The organism is Mesorhizobium sp. M1078 (assembly GCF_040318615.1).
Classification (GTDB): domain Bacteria; phylum Pseudomonadota; class Alphaproteobacteria; order Rhizobiales; family Rhizobiaceae; genus Mesorhizobium.
Map to the genome: position 1 here is coordinate 75320 of NZ_JAMYMP010000015.1, position 19212 is coordinate 94531.

At 64.4% G+C, this 19212-nt stretch carries 17 protein-coding genes and 2 pseudogenes; 12 read left to right on the plus strand and 7 right to left on the minus strand.

Features of this window, described 5'->3' with window-relative positions; all coding sequences use genetic code 11:
• Nucleotides 1-57: 57 nt before the first annotated feature.
• A pseudogene (locus tag NKH38_RS20205) lies at nucleotides 58-237 on the minus strand (ATP-binding cassette domain-containing protein); the annotation flags it as partial.
• Between the two features lie 139 nt (nucleotides 238-376).
• On the opposite strand from NKH38_RS20205, the gene NKH38_RS20210 reads away from it, so the two are divergent.
• The 6 genes and pseudogenes from NKH38_RS20210 (at nucleotide 377) to NKH38_RS20235 (ending at nucleotide 5060) form a co-directional block, all read left to right on the plus strand.
• On the plus strand, nucleotides 377-1612 hold the full coding sequence (locus tag NKH38_RS20210) for an ROK family transcriptional regulator (protein ID WP_352762708.1): 1236 nt from the start codon (nucleotides 377-379) through the stop codon (nucleotides 1610-1612).
• A gap of 16 nt (nucleotides 1613-1628) precedes the next feature.
• Nucleotides 1629-2708, plus strand: a complete 1080-nt coding sequence (locus tag NKH38_RS20215; protein ID WP_023694226.1) for a Gfo/Idh/MocA family protein — start codon at nucleotides 1629-1631, stop codon at nucleotides 2706-2708.
• On the plus strand, nucleotides 2708-3544 hold the full coding sequence (locus NKH38_RS20220) for a sugar phosphate isomerase/epimerase family protein (protein WP_023694227.1): 837 nt from the start codon (nucleotides 2708-2710) through the stop codon (nucleotides 3542-3544). The genes NKH38_RS20215 and NKH38_RS20220 overlap by 1 nt, the downstream gene beginning before the upstream one ends.
• Nucleotides 3541-4344 (plus strand): alpha/beta fold hydrolase, encoded by an 804-nt coding sequence (locus NKH38_RS20225; RefSeq protein WP_023694228.1) that lies wholly within the window; start codon nucleotides 3541-3543, stop codon nucleotides 4342-4344. Before NKH38_RS20220 ends, NKH38_RS20225 begins: the two co-directional genes overlap by 4 nt.
• A gap of 150 nt (nucleotides 4345-4494) precedes the next feature.
• A pseudogene (locus NKH38_RS20230) lies at nucleotides 4495-4554 on the plus strand (hypothetical protein); the annotation flags it as partial.
• Nucleotides 4555-4625: 71 nt separating this feature from the next.
• Nucleotides 4626-5060, plus strand: coding sequence for an ROK family protein (locus NKH38_RS20235; protein WP_280799750.1), 435 nt, complete (start codon nucleotides 4626-4628; stop codon nucleotides 5058-5060).
• A 26-nt stretch (nucleotides 5061-5086) separates the two neighbouring features.
• Here NKH38_RS20235 and NKH38_RS20240 read toward each other — a convergent pair whose 3' ends face one another.
• From NKH38_RS20240 to NKH38_RS20265, 6 genes are all read right to left on the minus strand, one after another.
• A complete protein-coding gene (locus tag NKH38_RS20240) occupies nucleotides 5087-6085 on the minus strand; it encodes an ABC transporter ATP-binding protein (protein ID WP_023668840.1) in 999 nt (332 codons plus the stop codon).
• A gap of 30 nt (nucleotides 6086-6115) precedes the next feature.
• Nucleotides 6116-7177 (minus strand): Gfo/Idh/MocA family protein, encoded by a 1062-nt coding sequence (locus NKH38_RS20245; protein ID WP_352762712.1) that lies wholly within the window; start codon nucleotides 7175-7177, stop codon nucleotides 6116-6118.
• A 250-nt stretch (nucleotides 7178-7427) separates the two neighbouring features.
• Nucleotides 7428-8267 (minus strand): carbohydrate ABC transporter permease, encoded by an 840-nt coding sequence (locus NKH38_RS20250; protein ID WP_023668842.1) that lies wholly within the window; start codon nucleotides 8265-8267, stop codon nucleotides 7428-7430.
• 228 nt (nucleotides 8268-8495) lie between these two features.
• A complete protein-coding gene (locus tag NKH38_RS20255; RefSeq protein WP_023696936.1) occupies nucleotides 8496-9425 on the minus strand; it encodes a carbohydrate ABC transporter permease in 930 nt (309 codons plus the stop codon).
• Between the two features lie 245 nt (nucleotides 9426-9670).
• Nucleotides 9671-10930 (minus strand): ABC transporter substrate-binding protein, encoded by a 1260-nt coding sequence (locus tag NKH38_RS20260; RefSeq protein ID WP_023689958.1) that lies wholly within the window; start codon nucleotides 10928-10930, stop codon nucleotides 9671-9673.
• 1 nt (nucleotide 10931) lies between these two features.
• Nucleotides 10932-11888 carry an N-acetylmuramic acid 6-phosphate etherase gene (locus tag NKH38_RS20265; RefSeq protein ID WP_023696935.1) on the minus strand — a complete coding sequence of 319 codons (957 nt, stop codon included), beginning with the start codon at nucleotides 11886-11888 and terminating at the stop codon, nucleotides 10932-10934.
• A 199-nt stretch (nucleotides 11889-12087) separates the two neighbouring features.
• Here NKH38_RS20265 and NKH38_RS20270 point away from each other — a divergent pair, with 199 nt between their 5' ends.
• The 6 genes from NKH38_RS20270 to NKH38_RS20295 all read left to right on the plus strand — a co-directional run bounded on the left by NKH38_RS20270 (nucleotide 12088) and on the right by NKH38_RS20295 (nucleotide 19193).
• Entirely contained in the window at nucleotides 12088-12966 is an 879-nt protein-coding gene (locus tag NKH38_RS20270; protein ID WP_352762715.1) for a glucosamine kinase nucleotide-binding domain-containing protein, read from the plus strand.
• Nucleotides 12963-13745 carry a GntR family transcriptional regulator gene (locus NKH38_RS20275; protein WP_023668847.1) on the plus strand — a complete coding sequence of 261 codons (783 nt, stop codon included), beginning with the start codon at nucleotides 12963-12965 and terminating at the stop codon, nucleotides 13743-13745. Before NKH38_RS20270 ends, NKH38_RS20275 begins: the two co-directional genes overlap by 4 nt.
• Nucleotides 13742-14773, plus strand: a complete 1032-nt coding sequence (locus tag NKH38_RS20280) for an SIS domain-containing protein (RefSeq protein WP_023694234.1) — start codon at nucleotides 13742-13744, stop codon at nucleotides 14771-14773. Before NKH38_RS20275 ends, NKH38_RS20280 begins: the two co-directional genes overlap by 4 nt.
• A complete protein-coding gene (gene nagA / locus NKH38_RS20285) occupies nucleotides 14770-15945 on the plus strand; it encodes an N-acetylglucosamine-6-phosphate deacetylase (protein ID WP_352762717.1) in 1176 nt (391 codons plus the stop codon). The genes NKH38_RS20280 and nagA overlap by 4 nt, the downstream gene beginning before the upstream one ends.
• Nucleotides 15946-15954: 9 nt before the next feature.
• Nucleotides 15955-17067, plus strand: a complete 1113-nt coding sequence (locus NKH38_RS20290; protein WP_023834395.1) for an NAD(P)/FAD-dependent oxidoreductase — start codon at nucleotides 15955-15957, stop codon at nucleotides 17065-17067.
• A 71-nt stretch (nucleotides 17068-17138) separates the two neighbouring features.
• Complete coding sequence (locus tag NKH38_RS20295; protein ID WP_352762720.1) at nucleotides 17139-19193, plus strand: ABC transporter ATP-binding protein/permease; 2055 nt, start codon at nucleotides 17139-17141, stop codon at nucleotides 19191-19193.
• Nucleotides 19194-19212 lie beyond the last annotated feature (19 nt).

A 19212-nucleotide genomic window follows, 5' to 3' on the forward strand; every position in this document is an offset into this window, starting at 1 on the left:
CAAGCCTGCCTTCGAAGAGATGTCCCCCGGCCGATGCGCCGGAGGACAGGCTTGGGAGGCGCCGGACGTCGGCTGGAAATTTCCGGCGATGGTTTTGACCAGCGTCGATTTGCCGGCACCATTGTCGCCCATCAGGCCGAGAACCTCGCCCTCATTGATGTCGAGCGACACATTGTCCAGCGCGCGGACGGCACCGAAATCCTTCACGATATGTTCGAGACGCGCTAGAACCGGCATCGCATCCTCCCATGCCAATTTGTAAGTTTCTGATACAAATCCTCGTTTGAAACTTGGGTCAATGGGCTTGGGGATGCTGAATATCTTGTTGCAATGCACCCAACCTTGGTCTTTCAAACCGCCTAGAAATTCTATTAGTATGCAAATCAAACAAATTGTGGAGAACGACGTGCTGGTGTCGACCGATCTTCGGCCGAACGAAACGAGGGCACTTGCGGCGCTGTTTCGTGCCGGCGCGTTGAGCCGAGCGGCGCTCGCACGCGATCTCGGCCTGACCCGGTCGACCACCGGCGCCCTGGTGCTGGGGCTGACCGAAGCCGGTCTGGCGCGCGAGCGGTCGGATGGAACGGATGACGAGCAGGATAGCGAGGGTCGGGTCGGCCGTCCCGGTATCCTGGTCGAGATCGAAGGCAATGGCGGCTTCTTCCTTGGCGCTTATATCGGCGTCAACTGGATCGCAGTCGTGACTGTCGACCTTGCCGGCGCGCGGCGTGCGAGCGCCTCTAGGGCATTTGCCGGCCCCGGTAGCACGCCCGAAGCCGCAGTCGACATCATCAAGGAGCTCGTTGCCGAGATCCGGTCGCAATTGCCTGAAGGCACGCGCCCCTACGGGCTCAATGTCGCCGTGCCCGGCTTCCCCGCAGCTGATGGCGTCTCATACCATGCCACCATCCTTGGCTGGCACGGGGTCAATCTAGCGGAGCTTTTGGGCAATGCCTTTGGCGACGATTTTCCGATCCTCTTGGAAAACGATGCCAATGCCGTCGCGGTGGCCGAGACATACCGGCCGCATCCGGGAAAGGACGATGAGGATGCCCTGGTCATCCTGATCGAGAACGGCGTCGGCGGCGGCATCATCAATGCCGGCAGGCTGCATCGCGGCCGACTCGGCGGCGCCGGCGAAATCGGTCATCTGCGCATCGGCGACGAAGGTTTTGTCTTCGACGCGAAGCGCCCGGGGCGGCTGGAATCCTATGTCGGCAAAGATGCGTTGCTGGCTCGCTATTTGCACATAAGCGGACTGCGCGCCGGCGTGGATGAGTTTGTCGCGGCGCTTGCCGGCGGCGATCCGGCAGCCGTCGCCACCGCGCGCGGCTGGGCGCTCTGGTTCGGCCGCGGCCTGGCGACGCTCACCTGCACCTTGCAGCCGGAGCGCATCATCCTCTCGGGCTCGGTCAATGCCGTCTATCCTTTCGTCGCTGAGCAGGTCGAGGCTTTCCTGTCGGACTTCCTCGCCGAAGGCTATCCCGTTCCCCGGATCGAACTGGCGCGCGTCCGCGCCGACGGTCCGGCATTGGGCGCTGCCTGCCTGCTGCATCAGGCAGCTTTGTCGGGCGATCCGCAATTTCAACTTCGCGGCCTCGCCGCGCGCTAATCAGGAGAAAGATTCCATGCCTCGCAAAGATGAAAAGCGGCTGCGTGTCGGCGTGCTCGGCTGCGGTCCGATTGCGCAGGCGGCGCATTTCGAATCCTGCACCAAGGCGCGCAATGCCGATCTCTATGCCATCTGCGATGTCGCCGACGATCTGCGCGACAGGATGGCGGCGACCTACGCGCCCGAAAAATCCTATGCCGACTATGGCCAGATGCTGGCCGATCCCGACCTCGATGCCGTCATCATCGCGACATCGGACACGTTCCACGTCAAGGCCACGGAACTGGCGCTGGATGCCGGCAAGCACGTGCTGTGCGAGAAGCCGCTGGGCGTTTCGGTCGAGGAAGTCGAAGGCTTGCGGGCGGCGGTCGACAGGAGCGGCAAGGTGCTCCAGGTCGGTCATATGAAGCGCTTCGATCCCGGCATCCAGGCGGCCAAGGCCTTCGTCGACGACGAGATGGGTGAGCGGCTGGCGTTCAAGGGCTGGTATTGCGACAGCACCCATCGCTACCCGATGACCGATGCGGTCCAGCCGCTGATCATCACCAGCACCAAGGCGCGCAAGCCTTCCGTCAATCCCAAGGCGGATCTGCGCCAGTATTACATGCTGGCGCATGGCAGCCACCTCATCGACACGGCGCGCCATCTGCACGGCCCAATCGAGGCGGTCGAGGCCCGGCTCACCGAGCGCTACGGCGCCTATTGCTGGTTCATCACCACCATCTTCGCCGACGGGTCGGTCGGCCATCTCGACCTGACGGTTGCCGTGCGCATGGACTGGCACGAAGGGTTTCAGATCTATGGTCAGAACGGCAGCGTTCTCGCGAAGACCTATAACCCCTGGTACTACAAGAGCAGCGAGGTCGACATTTTCCGCGAGGCCGATGGCAGCTGGCATCGCACGCTTGGCGCAGACGGTCACTTCTATCGCCGCCAGCTCGAAGGCTTTGCCGATGTCGTGCTGAATGGCGCGCCCATGGTTGGCGCCGGCATAGACGACGGCATCGCATCGGTCAGGGGGATGGCGGCCATCGCCCGCTCCGCCGCTGCCGGCGGCCGCGCCGTCCGCCTCGCCGACGTCGACGGGGTCGTGTGATGCAGCTTGGGATCTTCGCCAAGACCTTCACCACCACCGGCGCCTTGCCGGTTCTGCGCGCGGTCGCGGACGCCGGCTACGCGGCGGCGCAGTTCAACCTGGCGTGCCTTGGACTGCCGTCGATGCCGGACAGCATCGAGCCGGATGCGGCCCGATCCGTCGTTGAGGCGAGCCGCCAGACCGGTGTTTCGATTGCAGCAGTGTCTGGAACCTACAACATGATCCATCCCGATCGCAGGGTTCGCGATCAGGGACTCGCCCGGCTCGAGGTACTGGCTGCGTCATGCGCTGACATGGGCACGCGGCTGATTACGCTGTGCACCGGCACCAGGGATGCTGAGGATCAGTGGCGCTGGCATGCCGACAATGCCACTGACGCCGCCTGGAGCGATCTTCGGGTGGAGATGGAAGCCGCGATCGCGATTGCCGAGCGCTTCGACATCGAGCTTGGCATCGAACCGGAACTTGCCAATGTCGTCTCCAGCGCGCGGGCCGCACGCCGCCTGCTCGATGAGGTGAACAGCAAGCGCCTGCGCATTGTGCTCGACCCGGCCAATCTGTTCGAAGTGGCTGACAGCGCGGAGCGTCATCGCCTGATCGACGAGGCCGTCGACCTGCTGGCCGCCGAGATCGGCATGGCCCATGCCAAGGACCGCCATGCCGACGGCAGTTTTGCCGCCGCCGGACAGGGCGTTGTCGACTTCCCGCATTTCATTAGCCGCCTTCAAGCTGCCGGGTTCGACGGCCCCCTGATCACGCACGGCCTGATGGAGGCCGAGGCGCCCGGCGTGGGCGCCTTCCTTCGCTCTGCGCTCGAAGAAAGCGGAAGAGCGTGAAACAGACCTTCAGCCGCGACGGTGCCGACCTTGCTTACCGGGACGTCGGCGCCGGCTTCCCCGTCATCTTTCAGCATGGGCTGGGCGGTGATGAAGCGCAGGTCGCCGACGTGTTTCCCGACCTGCCGCAGACACGGCGGGTGACGCTCGAATGCCGTGGCCAGGGTGGATCCGGCTACGGGCCGGTCGAGCGGCTTTCGATTGCGACTTTTGCTGAAGATGTCGAAGCGCTCGCCGACGATCTCGGCATCGGTCCGGCCGTCGTCGGCGGCATTTCGATGGGTGCGGCGCTTGCGCTGCGCCTGGCAGTGCATAGGCCGGCCCGTGTGCGCGCTTTGGTGCTCGCCCGGCCCGCCTGGGTAGCCCAGGCGGCTCCGGAAAATATGAGGCCCTATGCCGTCGTCGGCGATCTCTTGATGCGGCATTCGCCTGAAGACGCCAGGCGTCTGTTCGATGACAGCGCTGTTGCCGGCGAACTGGCCAGATTGGCGCCGGACAATCTCGGCAGCCTGCAAGGCTTCTTCACTCGCCCGGACCCGGTTCTGTTCGGCAGGCTGCTTTCGGCGATCGCCGGCGATGGTCCCGGCGTGAGCGAGGCGGACATCCGCGCTATCGCGGTGCCGACTCTTGTCATCGGCCATGACCATGACCTCGTCCATCGCCTGGCCGACGCACAGACGCTGGCCGGACTCATTCCGTCGGCCCGGCTTTGCACCATCACAGCCAAATCGCAGGATCGCGCCGCCTACCGGCTGGAATTCCGCGCCTGTCTTTCGGAATTCCTGGAACCGCTCGCATGACGCATCAAACGATGGACGACACGATCGCCGTGGTCGAGATCGGCGGCACGTCGGTCAAGGTTGGCTTTGCCGACCACGGCATCCCGGTGGATTCCCGAGCTGAACGGCATCCGGCTGGGTACGGAACTGGCATCGCGGCTCCGCGTTCCCGTGCGGCTCGAACGCGACGTCGTGCTGCAATTGCTGGGTGAAAGCGTCGCCGGCGCAGTGAAGCGGCAAAAGGAGGTGCTGGCGGTCTATCTCGGCACCGGCATCGGTGCGCCTATCTCGGCAAGGACGGCATTTTCAGGGGTGGCGGCTGGGCGCTCGAGATCGGCCACATGCCGATCTACCGGCCCGACGAAAGCGGTCCGCCAAACCGGGTCGAGACCTATGCCTCAGGGGCAACGCTCGTCGAACTCGCGACAGACTACGATATCCCGGTGGCCGATCTGTTTTCGGCGGCCGGGCAGCCGCCATCGCTGCGCGAATGGCTCGACGAAATCGTCTGGCAGCAGGCGGTGGCCGTCGCAACCGCAGCCGCCCTGTTTTCCCCGCAGACGATCCTGATCGGCGGCGGTATCGTCGACATGAAGTCCTATCCCCGCCAGACGCTCAAGCAGCGCATCGCGGACAGCCTGCCGCATTCGCTTGTTGTAGAGCCTCTGGACATACGCTGGGCGGCCCTGGGCTGGCAGGCGGCGATCCATGGCGCGGTGCTGCTCGGCGCGGTGTGATCGCCGTGATTGCTGTCGGCGAAGGATTACTTGATCGTCTTGCCGTCCGCCCCAAACCGGTATGTCTTACCCGGCTCGGGCGTTGCATACAGCGTCGCACCGGGCTCGGCGTCGTAGACACCGAAAATGCGCACCGTGATCAGCCCGGCCTTTTCGCAGTCGAGATAGAGGTTGGTGTCGGCGCCGAGATGTTCGGCGTGCACTACCGTTCCCTTCCAGGCACCGGACCTTGGATCCACGGTCAGATGCTCCGGCCGCACGCCGATCGTCTTGGCCGTCTCGCCCAATCTGGCGCCGTCGATGAAATTCATCTTCGGCGAGCCGATAAAGCCGGCGACGAACTCGTTTGCCGGCGAATTGTAAAGCTCCATCGGGCCGCCGATCTGCTCGATCTGGCCGGCGTTGAGCACGACGATCTTGTCGGCCAGCGTCATCGCCTCGACCTGATCATGGGTGACGTAGATCATCGTTGCCTTCAGCCGGCGATGCAGCTGCGCGATCTCCAGTCGCGTGTTGACGCGAAGCGCAGCGTCGAGGTTCGAAAGCGGCTCGTCGAAGAGAAACAGTTTCGGCTCACGCACCACGGCGCGGCCGATGGCGACGCGCTGGCGCTGGCCGCCCGACAGTTCCGCCGGCCGCCGCTCGAGATACGGTTCCAGCGACAGCATCGACGAGGCGACGCCGATGCGGCGTTCGATCTCCGGGGCGGGCGTGCCGGCCTGCTTGAGGCCGAGGCCCATATTGTTCTTCACCGTCAGATGCGGGTAGAGCGCGTACGTCTGGAACACCATGGCAATGCCGCGTTTTGCCGGGGGCGTGGCCGAGACATCGGCGCCGTCGATCACCACCCTGCCGGAGGTCGAATCCTCCAGCCCGGCGATGACCCTGAGCAAGGTTGACTTGCCGCAGCCAGATGGGCCGACGAAGACGACGAATTCGCCGTCGGTCACTTCGAGGTTGATGCCTTTCAGCACCTCGACCGGCCCGAAGGCCTTCTTCACATTCTCGATTACCAGCGAGCCCACGGCTTCGTCCTTGTTCTAGAGTTTGCCCTACTAGAGCTTAACTGGGGCGCCGCTGCGCACGCTCTCATCGGCGGCAAGGCAGACGGCGAGCGATTTCACCGCGTCGTCCATGTGGCGGGTCAGGTCGATGTCTTCCCGGATCGCCTTCAGCACGAAGGCCTGTTCGAGGTCGCAGAGATCCTGGTGGCCGGGTTCGCCGTCCATCGACAGCATCTCGTCCGGCCTGGCGAACTTGCCGTCCGCACCCGTCGCAGCGCTGTGCAGGCGGATGGTCGAGGTCTTGGTGTGGGTGTCGATGTCGTCCGACTTCACACCTTCCTTCATGACGATCGACACGCAGCCATTGGGCGACATCACGTCCTTCACGAAGAACTCCGTTTCCGAAATCATCGGTCCCCAGGCAGCTTCGTACCAGCCGACCGAACCGTCATCGAACAGCACCTGCAGATGGCCGTAATTGTACATGGTCGGCGCGATTTCCTCGGTCAGCCGCAGCCCCATGCCGCGCACCTCGACCGGCTTGGCGTCGGTGATCTGCAGCATGACGTCGAGATAGTGCACGCCGCAATCGACGATCGGCGACGTCGTCTGCATCAACTGCTTGTGCGTCTGCCAGGTCGGGCCTGACGATTGCTGGTTGAGGTTCATGCGGAACACGTAAGGGCCACCGAGCTTGCGCGCCTCGGCGATCAGCCGGACCCAGGACGGGTGATGGCGCAGGATATAGCCAATCACCAGCTTTCTGCCATTGGCCTTGGCCGCCGCGACGACGCGCTTGGCGTCCGCCACCGTTGTTGCGAGCGGCTTCTCGACGAAGACGTGGCAGCCGGCCTCGAATGCCTTCACCGCATAGTCGGCATGGCTGTCGGAATAGGTGGCGATGCAGGCGACGTCGGGCTTTTCATCGCGCAATGCATCGTCGAAGGAACGACGGATGTCATAGCCCGACAGCCCGTCCGGTAACAGCACGTCGGAGCGGTTGATCAGGGCCGCGATCTCGAAGCCCGGATTAGTGTGGTAGGCCAGCGCATGGCTACGCCCCATATTACCGAGGCCTGCTACGACGACGCGAAGGGGCGATTTAAAGGTCACCTAACTACTCCAGACGTTCCAGTTATTCCTTCTGAGAGGGTGTCACCCCACCCGGCGCTTCGCGCCGACCTCCCCATCGAGGGGAGGTAGGACGTTGGCGCGAATACCCTCACTGCCAAAGAAGCTTCTCCGAAAGTCGCCCTTTGGCGGTCGTGAATGAAGCCACGACCTTTTACCTCCCCTTGATGGGGAGGTCGGCGCGCAGCGCCGGGTGGGGTGAAGGCTCCAGCAGAGATTTGTAGGGCTCCGCTCACTTGACGGCTCCGGATGTGATGCCGCGGATCAGCTGCCGCGAGAAGATGACGTAGAGGGTCAGCACCGGCATGATCGCCAGCGAGAGTGCGGCCAGGATGGCGTTCCAGTTGGTGACGAACTGGCCGAGGAACAACTGCGCGCCGAGCGTCACCGTCTTGGTCTCTTCCGACGGCGCCAGGATCAGCGGGAACCACAGATCGTTCCAGATCGGGATCATGGTGAAGACGGCGACCGTCGCCATCGACGGCCGCACCAGCGGCAGCACCAGCCGAAAGAAGATCGTGTATTCCGACAGCCCGTCGATACGGCCGGCATTCTTCAGATCGTCCGACACCTGCTTCATGAATTCTGACAGGATGAAGACGGCGAGCGGCAGGCCTTGCGCGGTGTAGACAAGGATCAGCGCCGTCAGCGTGTTGACCAGCCCGCTCGCCACCATCAATTGCAGGATGGCGACGGTGCCGAGCCGGATCGGGATCATGATGCCGAGCGCGAGGTAAAGCCCCATCAGCGTGTTGCCGCGAAAGCGGTATTCCGACAACGCGAACGCCGCCATCGCGCCGAACAGAAGCACGAAGAACAGCGAGGCGACGGTGACGACGAGGCTGTTCTGAAAATAGTGGATGAAGTCGCCCTGCCCGATCACGGTGGTATAGCCGATCAGGTCGAAGGTTTTTGGCGTCGGCGGCGTCAGCGGTTCGCTGAAGATGCCGGCGCGTGACTTGAACGAATTCATGATGACCAGGATCACCGGAAACAGCGCGATCGCCGTATAGGTCAGAAGGATCGCGTGGGCGCCGATGGTGCGGGGCAGCGAACGGGTGGCGGTGCTCATTGGAAGGTCTCCTGACGAGCGATGACTGTTGAGGTCGGCACCAAGGCACCCCCCTCTGTCCTGCCGGACATCTCCCCCTCAAGGGGGAAGATTGGCAGCTTGAGGCTCGGCGCCTCTTCTCCAACGCTGGCGATTTGCGAAGCCAATGGTGCCATTCAATCTCCCCCCTTGAGGGGGAGATGGCCGGCAGGCCAGAGGGGGGTGTTTAGCCGTAACATGTCTGCCCCTCTAAAACTGGTAGCGACGCAGGCGCGTCTGGACGAGGAACAGGTAGACGCAGACGCCGCCGAGGATGATCAGGAACATCATCGTGGCGATCGCCGCACCCATATTGGGATCGCCGGTCTGCAGCTGGAAGCCGAAGAAGGCGCGGTAGAGGAAAGTGCCCAGAATATCGGTCGAATAGTTCGGGCCGGCCAGCGCCCCTTGCGCGGTGTAGATCAGGTCGAAGGCGTTGAAATTGCCAACGAAGGTCAGGATCGAGATGATGCCGATCGAGGGCAGGATCAGCGGCAGCTTGATCTTCCAGAACTGCGACATGCCGGTGATGCCGTCACACTCGGCCGCCTCGATCACCTCTTCGGGGATCGACAGCAGCGCCGCATAGATCAGCATCATCGGAATGCCGACGAACTGCCAGACCGAGATCAGGCTGAGCGCGGTCAGGGCATATTGTTCTTTGCCGAGCCACGGCGTGAACAGGCTTTTCAGGCCGACCAGATCCATCAGATGCGGCGCCACGCCCCACAACGGCGACAGGATCAGTTTCCAGGCGAAACCGACGATGACGAAGGAGAGGATGGTCGGCACGAAGATCGCGGTGCGATAGAAGGCGGCGAATCTCAGCCTCGGGCTGGACAGCAATGCCGCCAGCATGACACCGATCGGGTTCTGCACCACCATGTGGATGATGAAGAACCAGGTATTGTTCCGCAGCGCGTTCCAGAAGCCGACCGACCAGTTGGGGTCGCCGAACAACGTACGGAAATTAGTGAAACCGACGAACACCTGATGCTGATCGACATTGCGGAACAGCGACAGCTGCAGCGTGCCGGCCAGCGGCAGGATCATGATCGCCGTATAGACCAGCAGCGCCGGCGCCAGAAAGACGCCGATATGCCAGCGGAACGGTCGTTTCGGTCGTGTTTGTGCGGCCATGAGTGCGGTCCCCGCCGATCAGGTTTAGCAATGCCTTCGACGGCAGCGCTGCCCCCCCACCCTTACCCTCTCCCCGTGAAGGACGGGGAGAGGGGGCGCCTGCGTTTCGGCTAATCCTTCTCCCGTCACTATACGGGGAGAAGGTGCCGGCAGGCGGATGAGGGGCGGCGCCGTCGTTCGCAGTCGATGATGCTGTCGAAAAACGCAGGGCCGTCCACTTGGGGCCCTGTCTGTTGTCTGAGCTCTTATTTGCCCGGCTTGTACCAGCTGTCGAGGCCGTCCTGCAGCTTCTTGGCGGCAGCTTCCGGCGTGTCGGTGCCATTGATCACGTTGGCCGATTCAACCCAGGTTTCGTTCTCGAGGTTCGGCGTGCCGCGCGACAGGATCTGGTAGGTCGAGCGGATCGTCGACTTGCACTTGTCGCGCCAGGAGACGAATTCCTGCGCCAGCGGGTCTTCCATCTTCACCGGGGTGGAATTTAGGCTGAAGAAGCCCGGCAGTGCGTTGGCGTAGATGGTGGCGAAGTCCGGCGAGGCGACCCAGGACAGGAAGGTCTTGGCCGCGTCGGCATTCTTCGACGCCGCATTCAGGCCCATGCCGATATCGGTATGGTCGGAGATGTAGCAGGTGTCGCCGGCCTTCTCGACCGGCGGCGGGAAGGCGCCCATCTTGAACTGCGCCTGGGTGTTGAACAGGCCGATCTCCCACGATCCCGCCGGGTAGATGGCGGCGCGGCCAAGCGTGAACAGGTTCTGGCTGTCCGGATAGGTCTGGGCCTCGAAGCCGTCGCCGAGATAAGGCTTCCACCTGGCCAGTTCCTCATAGGGAGCAACCCAGTCCTTGTCGGTCAGCTTCTGGTCGCCCTTGATCAGCGCTGCGCGGCCCTCTTCGCCCTTCCAGTAGTTCGGACCGATGTTCTGATAGCCCATGGTCGCGGCTTCCCAGAGGTCCTTGGTGCCCATGGCCATCGGGATGTAGGTGCCGTCGGCCTTGATCTTGTCGAGCGCGGCGAAGAACTCGTCACGCGTCGTCGGCACCTTGAGGCCGAGCTTGTCGAAGGCGTCCTTGTTGTAGATGAAGCCGTGAATGACCGAGGCCATCGGCACGCAGAAGCTCGCCTTGCCGTCGTCGGTCTGCCAGGCGGCCTTGGCAACGGGCGAAAAGTTTTCCATGCCGGGCAGCGCCGACAGGTCGGCAAGGTTGCCCTTCTTGAACAGTTCGAGCGATTTGTCGAACGGGCGGCAGGTGATCAGGTCGCCAGCCGAGCCGGCGGCGAGCTTGGCGCCGAGTGCGGCGTCATACTCGGTCGGCGCCGACGGTGCGAACACCACTTTGATGCCCGGGTTCTTGGCCTCAAAAGCCGGGATCAGCTTGTCCTTCCAGATGGCAAGGTCGTCGCCGCGCCAGCTTTCGATATTGAGCGTTACGTCATCGGCGTGAGCCAACCCGGCGGTGCCGAGAATGCTGGTGCCGAGAAGCAGTGCCGTCAGTAATTTCGTTGTCATGCTAGTCTCCCTGTTGACCTTTTTCAGGTTCGGTTTTGAGAACAGGGGCCTTCGCGCCCTTGTTCCCCTCGATCGCGGAAAGGGCTGGCCGCAGCTTCTGGCCGGTCCCTTCCAGTATCTTCTCGGCCGCAACGGCGTTGGCAGCGCCGGCGGCGAGCAGAATGGCTGTCTTGACGACGCCGCCGCTCGCTTCGAGCAGCCGCACGGCGTCTTGCCGGTCGCGGCCACTGATAGCGGCGACGATGCGAGCCGCGCGGTCGCGCAGCTTGATGTTGTCGGCGGTGAGATTGACCATGTAGCCGTCATGGACATGGCCGAGATGAATGGCGGTAAGCGTCGACAGCATGTTGAGCGCGATCTTCTGGGCAGTGCCGGCGCCCATGCGCGTCGAGCCGGCAATCACCTCCGGTGGCGTCTCGAGCAGGATGGCGACGTCGGCCAGCCTGAGCAGGGGCGTGTCCTTGTTGTTGGCAATGGCGATGGTTGCCGCGCCCCGGCTGCGCGCATCCTTCAGCGCCTGCACCGCATAGGGCGTCGAGCCGCTGGCCGAAATCGCGATCAGGCAGTCGCCCTTGCCGATGCCGGCGCCGGCAATTGCCGTCGAGGCTTCGTCGGTGTCGTCTTCCGGTCCGCCGGCCAGGGTCTTGAAAGCGTCGTCGCCACCGGCGATGAGGATGGCGATGCGTTCGCGCTTGATGCCGAAGGTGCCGGGCAACTCCAGCGCGTCGGCCAGCGCCATCAGGCCGGAGCTGCCGGCCGCAGCATAGGCGAGCTTGCCGCCGCCGTTCAGCCGCCCGGCGATGATTTCGGCTGCGGCGGCGATGGCGGGAATGGCGTCGCGCACAGCCTTGGCGGCCTCGATCTGCGCATTGACCAAAGAAGAAAGGATGGCGTCCGGGGCCTGGATGTCCAGTCCCTCGGCATTGCTGTGAAGCGCTTCGGTGCGCGGTTCGGCCATCCCTGTCCCTCCGATGGAAGAACAATACCAAAAAAATACCACTTGTCCACACGCATTAACGAAATTGCGAACTGGAAAGCGTTGAGCCGGCAAAATTCCGGGGTTTTTCAACCTGATACGCCTTAATCTTTTTGAAACGGAAATTAATCCCTTGGCTATTGGTATTTTATTGGTATTATCCGCCCGGAGGAGACATCGCGTGAAATTCGTGCTCGGTATCGACGGCGGCGGCACCAGCTGCAGGGCAGCCCTTGCGACAGGCGATGGCGTTGTCATTGGCCGTGCCAAAAGCGGCGCCGCCAACATCCGCACCGATCTCACCGGCGCTCGCACCCACATCGTCGAGGCTGCTCGTCAGGCCTTCATCGCCGCCGGGCAAGATCCGGACCTGATCCCGCAGACACCAGCCATTCTCGGCCTTGCCGGCGCCAATGTCGGCACCTACCGCCAGCAGCTTGAAGCAATCCTGCCGTTCAGCATCAGCCGCGTCGAGACGGACGCCGAGATCGCGCTCGAAGGGGCAGTCGGCTCTGGTGACGGCGCCATGGCCATCCTCGGCACCGGCACCGCCTATATGGCGCGCAAGGGCGGCACGTCGCGCGCCATCGGCGGCTGGGGCTTTCAGGTCGGTGATCAAGGCAGCGGCGCCCGGATCGGCCGCGACCTGCTGGAGCAGACGCTGCTCGCCCATGACGGCGTCCGGCCGCGCTCAGCCCTGACCGACAGCATGATGGCCATTTTCCGCAACAATCCCGAAGACGTGGTCGAGTTCACCACCAATGCCAAGCCCGGCGATTTCGGCGGCTTCGCGCCCAAGGTTTTCGAGCATGCCGAGAAGGGCGACAGCGTCGCCAACTGGATCGTGGACAAGTCGGTTGCCGATGTCGAGGCGTCGCTCCACGCGCTCGACCTCTCTGATGACGCCCCGCTCTGCCTGCTCGGCGGGCTGGCGCCGCTCTATGGGCCGCGCCTTTCCCAGCGCTACCAGGCGCTGCTGAAAGCGCCGCTCGACGATGCCCTGGGCGGCGCCGTGCAGATGGCGGCCCGCATCTTCGTCAAAGCGAAGGCGACGCGATGAGCGATGCCGCCGACCAGATCTTCGCCACGCTGAGGCAGTCGTCGCAGAGCGGCGCCCCGCTCTACCTGCAGCTCAGGAAAAGCATCGAGGACGCCGTCAATCGCGGCCTGATCGGGCCGGGCGATGCGCTGCCTTCCGAGCGCGACATCGCCACCAAGGCCGACATTTCGCGCGTCACCGTCCGCAAGGCGGTGCAGGACCTAGTCAAGGGCGGCATCCTCGTGCAGCGCCACGGCTCCGGCACCTTCGTGGCGCCGCGCATGGAGCGCGTCGAGCAGTCGCTGTCCAGGCTCACTTCATTCACCGAGGACATGGCAAGGCGCGGCATGGCGGTGCGTTCAGCCTGGCTCGACCGCGACCTCTACCCGCCCTCGCCCGACGAGATGATGGTGCTCGGCCTGTCCTCGAACGAGCTGGTGGCGCGCGTGGCGCGCCTGCGCATCGCAAACGACACGCCGCTGGCCATCGAGCGCGCCTCGTTGTCGGCCAGCGTGCTGCCGGATCCGGCCGGGATAGGCTCGTCACTCTATGCGGCGCTGCAACTGACCGGCAACCGGCCGGTGCGGGCGGTGCAGCGCATTTCCGCCGCCAATCTCGGCGACGCCGATGCGCGTCTGCTCGAAGTGCCATCCGGCATTGCCGGCCTGCACATCGAACGCATTTCCTATCTCGCGAGCGGCAAGGTGATCGAGTTCACCCGCTCCATCTACCGCGGCGACGCCTATGATTTCGTCGCCGAACTGCGCCTGACAGGGCCGAGCGAAGAGGGCCGACCATGATCCCCAAGACCACCCATATGCGGCGCGAGATCGACGAAATTCCGCAAGCCGTCGCGCGTCTGCTCGATGGCTCGGCGGCGGTGCTGACCGAGGCCGGACGCGGCATTCGCGAGCGCGATCCGAGCTTCGTCGTTACCGTCGCGCGCGGTTCGTCCGACCATGCCGCCACCTTCATGAAATATGCCGTCGAACTGACCGCCGGCCTGGCCGTGGCATCGGTCGGTCCGTCGATCGCCTCGATCTACGGCGCCAAGCTCAAGCTCGCCGGTTCCGCTTGCCTCGCCATCTCGCAATCCGGCAAGAGCCCTGACATCGTCACCATGGCCGAGACGGCACGGGCCGGCGGTGCGCTCACCGTCGCCATCACCAACACCGCCGATTCGCCGCTGGCGCGGGCTTCGGATTTTGCCATCGACATTCTGGCCGGCCCCGAGCGCAGCGTCGCGGCGACCAAGACATTCGTCAATTCGGCGGTCGCCGGCCTGGCGCTGATGGCGCATTGCACCGGCGACGACAGACTGCTGGCCGCCCTTGCCCGCCTGCCCGAGCATTTCAGCAAGGCGATCGCCTGCGACTGGATGGCGCTGGCCGGCGCATTGGAGACGCCGCAATCGCTGTTCATCCTCGGCCGTGGCCCGTCGGCAGCGATGGCCGACGAGGCGGCGCTGAAATTCAAAGAGACCTGCGGCATGCATGCCGAGGCCTACAGTGCAGCCGAAGTCATGCACGGCCCGCTGGCGCTGGTCGGGCCAGGCTTCCCGGTGCTGGCGCTCGCCGCCCGCGATGCCTCCGAGCCGTCCGTGGCAGAGGCTGCCGACAACCTTGCCGGCAAGGGTGCAGCAGTTTTTGTAACCTCGGACAAAGCCAAGAGCGCGGCGCGGCTGCCGCATGTCGCCACCGGTCATCCCTTGACCGACCCGCTGACGCTGATCGTCTCCTTCTACGGCTTCGTCGAAGCCTTCGCCCGCCATCGCGGCCTCGATCCGGATGTACCGCGCAATCTGCGCAAGGTGACGGAAACCGTATGAGCGACCGTTTTGCCCTGACTGGCGCCCGAATTTTCGATGGCGACGACTGGCATGACAACGCCGCCCTTGTCGTGCACGGCAAGGTGGTCGAAGGCATTCATCCCGTCGGCGCCATTCCGTCGGGCGTTGCCCGCATCGACGCCGGGGGCGGCATGCTGGTGCCGGGTTTTGTCGACCTGCAGGTCAATGGCGGCGGCGGCGTCATGCTCAACGACCATCCCGATGTCGCCTCGCTGGCAACAATCTGCCGGGCGCATGCGCCGTTCGGCACGACCGCACTGCTGCCGACGCTGATCACAGATACGCCTGACATCATCGCCGCGGCCATTGCCGCCGGCACCGGGGCGGCACGGCAAAAACTGCCGGGATTTCTCGGCCTGCATCTCGAAGGGCCGCATCTCTCCGTCGCCCGCAAGGGCGCGCATGAACCGGCGCTGATCCGGCCGATGACGGATGCGGATGAAGCGGCGCTGGTCGCGGCACGCAAAAACCTGCCGGTGCTGCTGACGACGATAGCGCCTGAATCCGTCGAGCCTGCCCGCGTTGCGGCCTTGGCCAAGGCCGGTGTGATTGTCAGCCTCGGCCATTCCGACACCGGCTACGCCACGGCCAGAGCCTTTGCCGATGCCGGCGCCAGCGTGGTCACACATCTGTTCAACGCCATGAGCCAGATCGGCAACCGTGAGCCGGGGCTGGCGGGTGCGGCCATCGACATAGGCAGTCTGTCGGCCGGGATCATCGCCGACGGCATCCATGTCGATCCCGCCACCATGGCAATCGCGCTGCGCGCCAAGCAGGGGCCGGGCAGGATCGTGCTGGTCACCGACGCCATGGCGACGATCGGCACCGACATGACGTCGCTCACCCTCAACGGCCGCATCATCTATCGCAAGGATGGCAGTCTGCGGCTGGCCGACGGCACGCTGGCCGGCGCCGATCTCGATATGATCTCGGCCGTCCGCTACATGCACAGGATCGTCGGGCTGGACCTGTCGGAAGCGTTGCGCATGGCCTCGCTCTATCCGGCGCAGGCGGTCGGCCAGGCCCACCGGCTCGGCCGCTTCGCCAATGGCACGGCTGCCGATATCGTCGCTCTGTCGGACGCCCTCGACGTCAACGGCGTCTGGATCGGCGGCGACAAGGTTTTTGCAGGCGCGGACAGTCCGCGCTAAAGTCCACCCATGCATGATGTCGACTGCGTTGTCGCCGGAGCCGGTGTTGTCGGCCTCGCCATTGCCCGCGCGCTGGCGCTGTCGGGCCGCGAGGTGCTGGTGGTCGAGAAGGCCGCAGCCATCGGCACCGGCACCAGTTCGCGCAATTCGGAAGTCATCCATGCCGGGCTTCATTATACGCCGGGCAGCCTGAAGGCCCGTCTCTGCGTCAACGGCCGCGAGCGTCTCTATGCCTATTGCCGCGAGCACGACGTCGCCCATCATCGCACCGGCAAACTGATCGTTGCCGTCGAACCCGACCAGTTGGACAAACTGCAGGCGATCCAGATCAACGCGGCGCAATGCGGAGTCGGTGACCTCAAGCTTTTGACGCGCGCAGAGGCCGAAAGCCTGGAACCGGCGCTGAGCTGCGCCGGCGCGCTGCTGTCGCCGTCGACCGGCATCGTCGACAGCCAGGCGCTGATGCTGTCATTGCGTGGAGACGCGGAAGCGGCCGGCGCATCTTTCGCCTTGCTCACCGTTGTCTCAGGCGCGAGCATCGAAGCCGACGGCATCCGGATCGACACGCGCGACGCCGATGGCGAGGGTTTCACCTTGAAGACCGGCGCCTTCATCAACGCCGCCGGCCTCGACGCGCAGGCGCTCGCCGGCCGCATCGAAGGCCTCCCGCAAGACCGTGTTCCGCCGCTGTGGCTGGCGCGCGGCAATTATTTCGCGCTTTCCGGCCGCTCGCCCTTTTCGCGGCTGATCTATCCGGTGCCGGTCCATGGCGGCCTCGGCGTGCATCTGACCCTCGACATGTCGGGGAGCGCGCGCTTTGGCCCGGATGTCGAATGGATCGATCGCGTCGACTATACCGTCGATCCCGCACGAGGCGCTGCCTTCTACGACGAAATCAGGCGCTACTGGTCCGGCCTGGCGGACGGCGCCCTGCAACCGGCCTATGCCGGCGTCAGGCCGAAACTGTCCGGTCCGGGCCAGCCGGCCGCCGACTTCGTCATCCAGGGACCGGCTGACCACGGGGGCGGTCAGATCGTCAATCTGTTCGGCATCGAGAGCCCTGGCCTTACCGCCAGCCTCGCCATCGCAGAACATGTCGTTGGGCTTTTATATCCGCAATGACGGGCGTTCCTGAAACTTCGGGCAGGCGCATACCATGAAACCTTTTGATATGGAGGTCGTTGTCGGGGCATATGTCCGAGGCAAAACCCAAATTGAAACCGGCCGACGGTGTCGGAGCGCGCGATGTCACGAAGTCGCGTCGGGAAAAGCCGTCACGGCAAACGCGCGGAGATGGACCGCGCGAGGACACGCCGCGCGAGAAAAAAGCATCGGCCGCCGAAGCCACGTCCGAGCCCGTTGGCGAGGCTGCGCCGCCGCCGGATGCCGTCGAACCCGATCCCAAGCTGACGCCTGAGCAGGCCGAGCAGGCGCGCAAGAAATATCTGCTGCGGCGTTTCTGGATCAGCGGGCGCGGCTATTGGGGGAGGCATGGCGACAAGCTCGCCTGGCCTTTGACGATCGGAGTGCTGCTGCTGATCTGCATCAACATCGGTTTCCAGTATGGCATCAATGTCTGGAACCGCTCGATGTTCGATGCCCTCGAGCAGCGCAACGCCCGCACAGTCTATCTCCTCAGCGCCGTATTCGTGCCGCTGGTGATCTGCAGCGGCAGCCTTGTCGTCGCGCAGGTCTACCTGCGCATGACGATCCAGCGCCGCTGGCGTTCCTGGCTGACCACCGGGGTCGTCGCGCGCTGGCTGGCAAACGGCCGCTACTACCAGCTGAACCTCGTGGGCGGCGACCACCAGAACCCCGAGGCCCGCATGACCGAGGATCTGCGCATCGCCACCGAGTCGCCGGTCGATTTCACCGCCGGCGTCCTCAACGCGTTCCTGTCGGCCTCGACCTTTATCGTCGTGCTGTGGACCATCGGCGGCGCGCTCACCCTGCCGATCGGCGGCGAGAGCATCACCATTCCCGGCTTTCTGGTCATCACCGCGATCATCTATGCCGCCATCACCTCGACCTCGATGGTGGTCATCGGCCGCGATTTCGTCCAGCTCTCCGAGCGGAAGAACCAGGCGGAGGCCGAACTGCGTTACACGCTGACGCGCGTGCGCGAAAACGGCGAGAGCATCGCCTTGCTGGGAGGCGAGGACGAGGAGCGCAGCGGCATCGACAGAAATTTCGGCCACGTGCTGAGGCAATGGGCTCTGCTGACCGGACAGCACATGCGCACGGCGGCGGTGTCGCAGGGATCGAGCCTGTTTGCGCCGGTCGTGCCGATCCTTTTGTGCGCGCCAAAATTCCTCGAAGGCTCGATGACGCTTGGCGAGGTGATGCAGGCGGCGTCTGCCTTTGGCATCGTGCAAGGCGCGTTCGGCTGGCTGGTCGACAACTATCCGCGCCTTGCCGACTGGAACGCCTCCGCGCGGCGCATTGCCTCGCTGATGATGTCGCTAGACGGGCTCGAGCGCGCCGAGCAGAGCGATGCGCTCGGACGCATCAACCGAGGCGAAGCCGAAGACGGCGCCATCCTCAGCCTCGACAATCTTTCCGTGACACTCGACGACGGCACCTCCGTGGTCAAGGAAACCGAGGTCGTGATCGAGCCGGGCGAGCGGGTGCTGGTTTCAGGCGAATCCGGTTCAGGCAAGTCGACGCTGGTGCGGGCCGTCGCGGGCCTGTGGCCATGGGGCGGCGGCAGCGTCAATTTCCACACCGACAGGCGCCTGTTCATGCTGCCGCAACGCCCCTACATCCCTTCCGGAACGCTTCGCCGCGCGGTCGCCTATCCCGCGGCGGCGGACAAGTGGACCATCAAGCAAATCAAGGCTGCCCTCGACAAGGTGGGGCTTGGCTATCTCACCGGCAGGATCAAGGAAGAGGCGCCATGGGACCAGACGCTGTCGGGCGGCGAAAAGCAACGCCTCGCCTTCGCGCGCCTGCTGCTGCATCGCCCCGATATCGTGGTGCTGGATGAAGCGACTTCGGCGCTCGACGAGAAGAGCCAGGACACGATGATGTTGACGGTGATCCGCGAACTGCCTGACGTCACCATCATCAGCGTGGCGCATCGTGCGGAGCTCGAAGCCTTCCACAGCCGCAAGATCACCCTGGAGCGGCGGGAGGGCGGCGCCAAGCTCGTCAGCGACGTCGACCTCATCCCGCGCAAGCGCAAACGCAGCCTGCTGAACCGCGCTTTGTGGGGTTCCAGCACTCGGGTGAAAAAGCCGCGCAGGTAAAAGGCGCCACTGCCGAACC

Bases quoted from the DNA above. Each gene is read 5' to 3' on its own strand.
- NKH38_RS20210 (WP_352762708.1), top strand. From the start codon at position 377: ATGCAAATCAAACAAATTGTGGAGAACGACGTGCTGGTGTCGACCGAT.
- NKH38_RS20215 (WP_023694226.1), top strand. From the start codon at position 1,629: ATGCCTCGCAAAGATGAAAAGCGGCTGCGTGTCGGCGTGCTCGGCTGC.
- NKH38_RS20220 (WP_023694227.1), top strand. From the start codon at position 2,708: ATGCAGCTTGGGATCTTCGCCAAGACCTTCACCACCACCGGCGCCTTG.
- NKH38_RS20250 (WP_023668842.1), bottom strand. From the start codon at position 8,267: ATGAGCACCGCCACCCGTTCGCTGCCCCGCACCATCGGCGCCCACGCG.
- NKH38_RS20255 (WP_023696936.1), bottom strand. From the start codon at position 9,425: ATGGCCGCACAAACACGACCGAAACGACCGTTCCGCTGGCATATCGGC.
- NKH38_RS20260 (WP_023689958.1), bottom strand. From the start codon at position 10,930: ATGACAACGAAATTACTGACGGCACTGCTTCTCGGCACCAGCATTCTC.
- NKH38_RS20265 (WP_023696935.1), bottom strand. From the start codon at position 11,888: ATGGCCGAACCGCGCACCGAAGCGCTTCACAGCAATGCCGAGGGACTG.
- NKH38_RS20275 (WP_023668847.1), top strand. From the start codon at position 12,963: ATGAGCGATGCCGCCGACCAGATCTTCGCCACGCTGAGGCAGTCGTCG.
- NKH38_RS20280 (WP_023694234.1), top strand. From the start codon at position 13,742: ATGATCCCCAAGACCACCCATATGCGGCGCGAGATCGACGAAATTCCG.
- nagA (WP_352762717.1), top strand. From the start codon at position 14,770: ATGAGCGACCGTTTTGCCCTGACTGGCGCCCGAATTTTCGATGGCGAC.
- NKH38_RS20290 (WP_023834395.1), top strand. From the start codon at position 15,955: ATGCATGATGTCGACTGCGTTGTCGCCGGAGCCGGTGTTGTCGGCCTC.
- NKH38_RS20295 (WP_352762720.1), top strand. From the start codon at position 17,139: ATGTCCGAGGCAAAACCCAAATTGAAACCGGCCGACGGTGTCGGAGCG.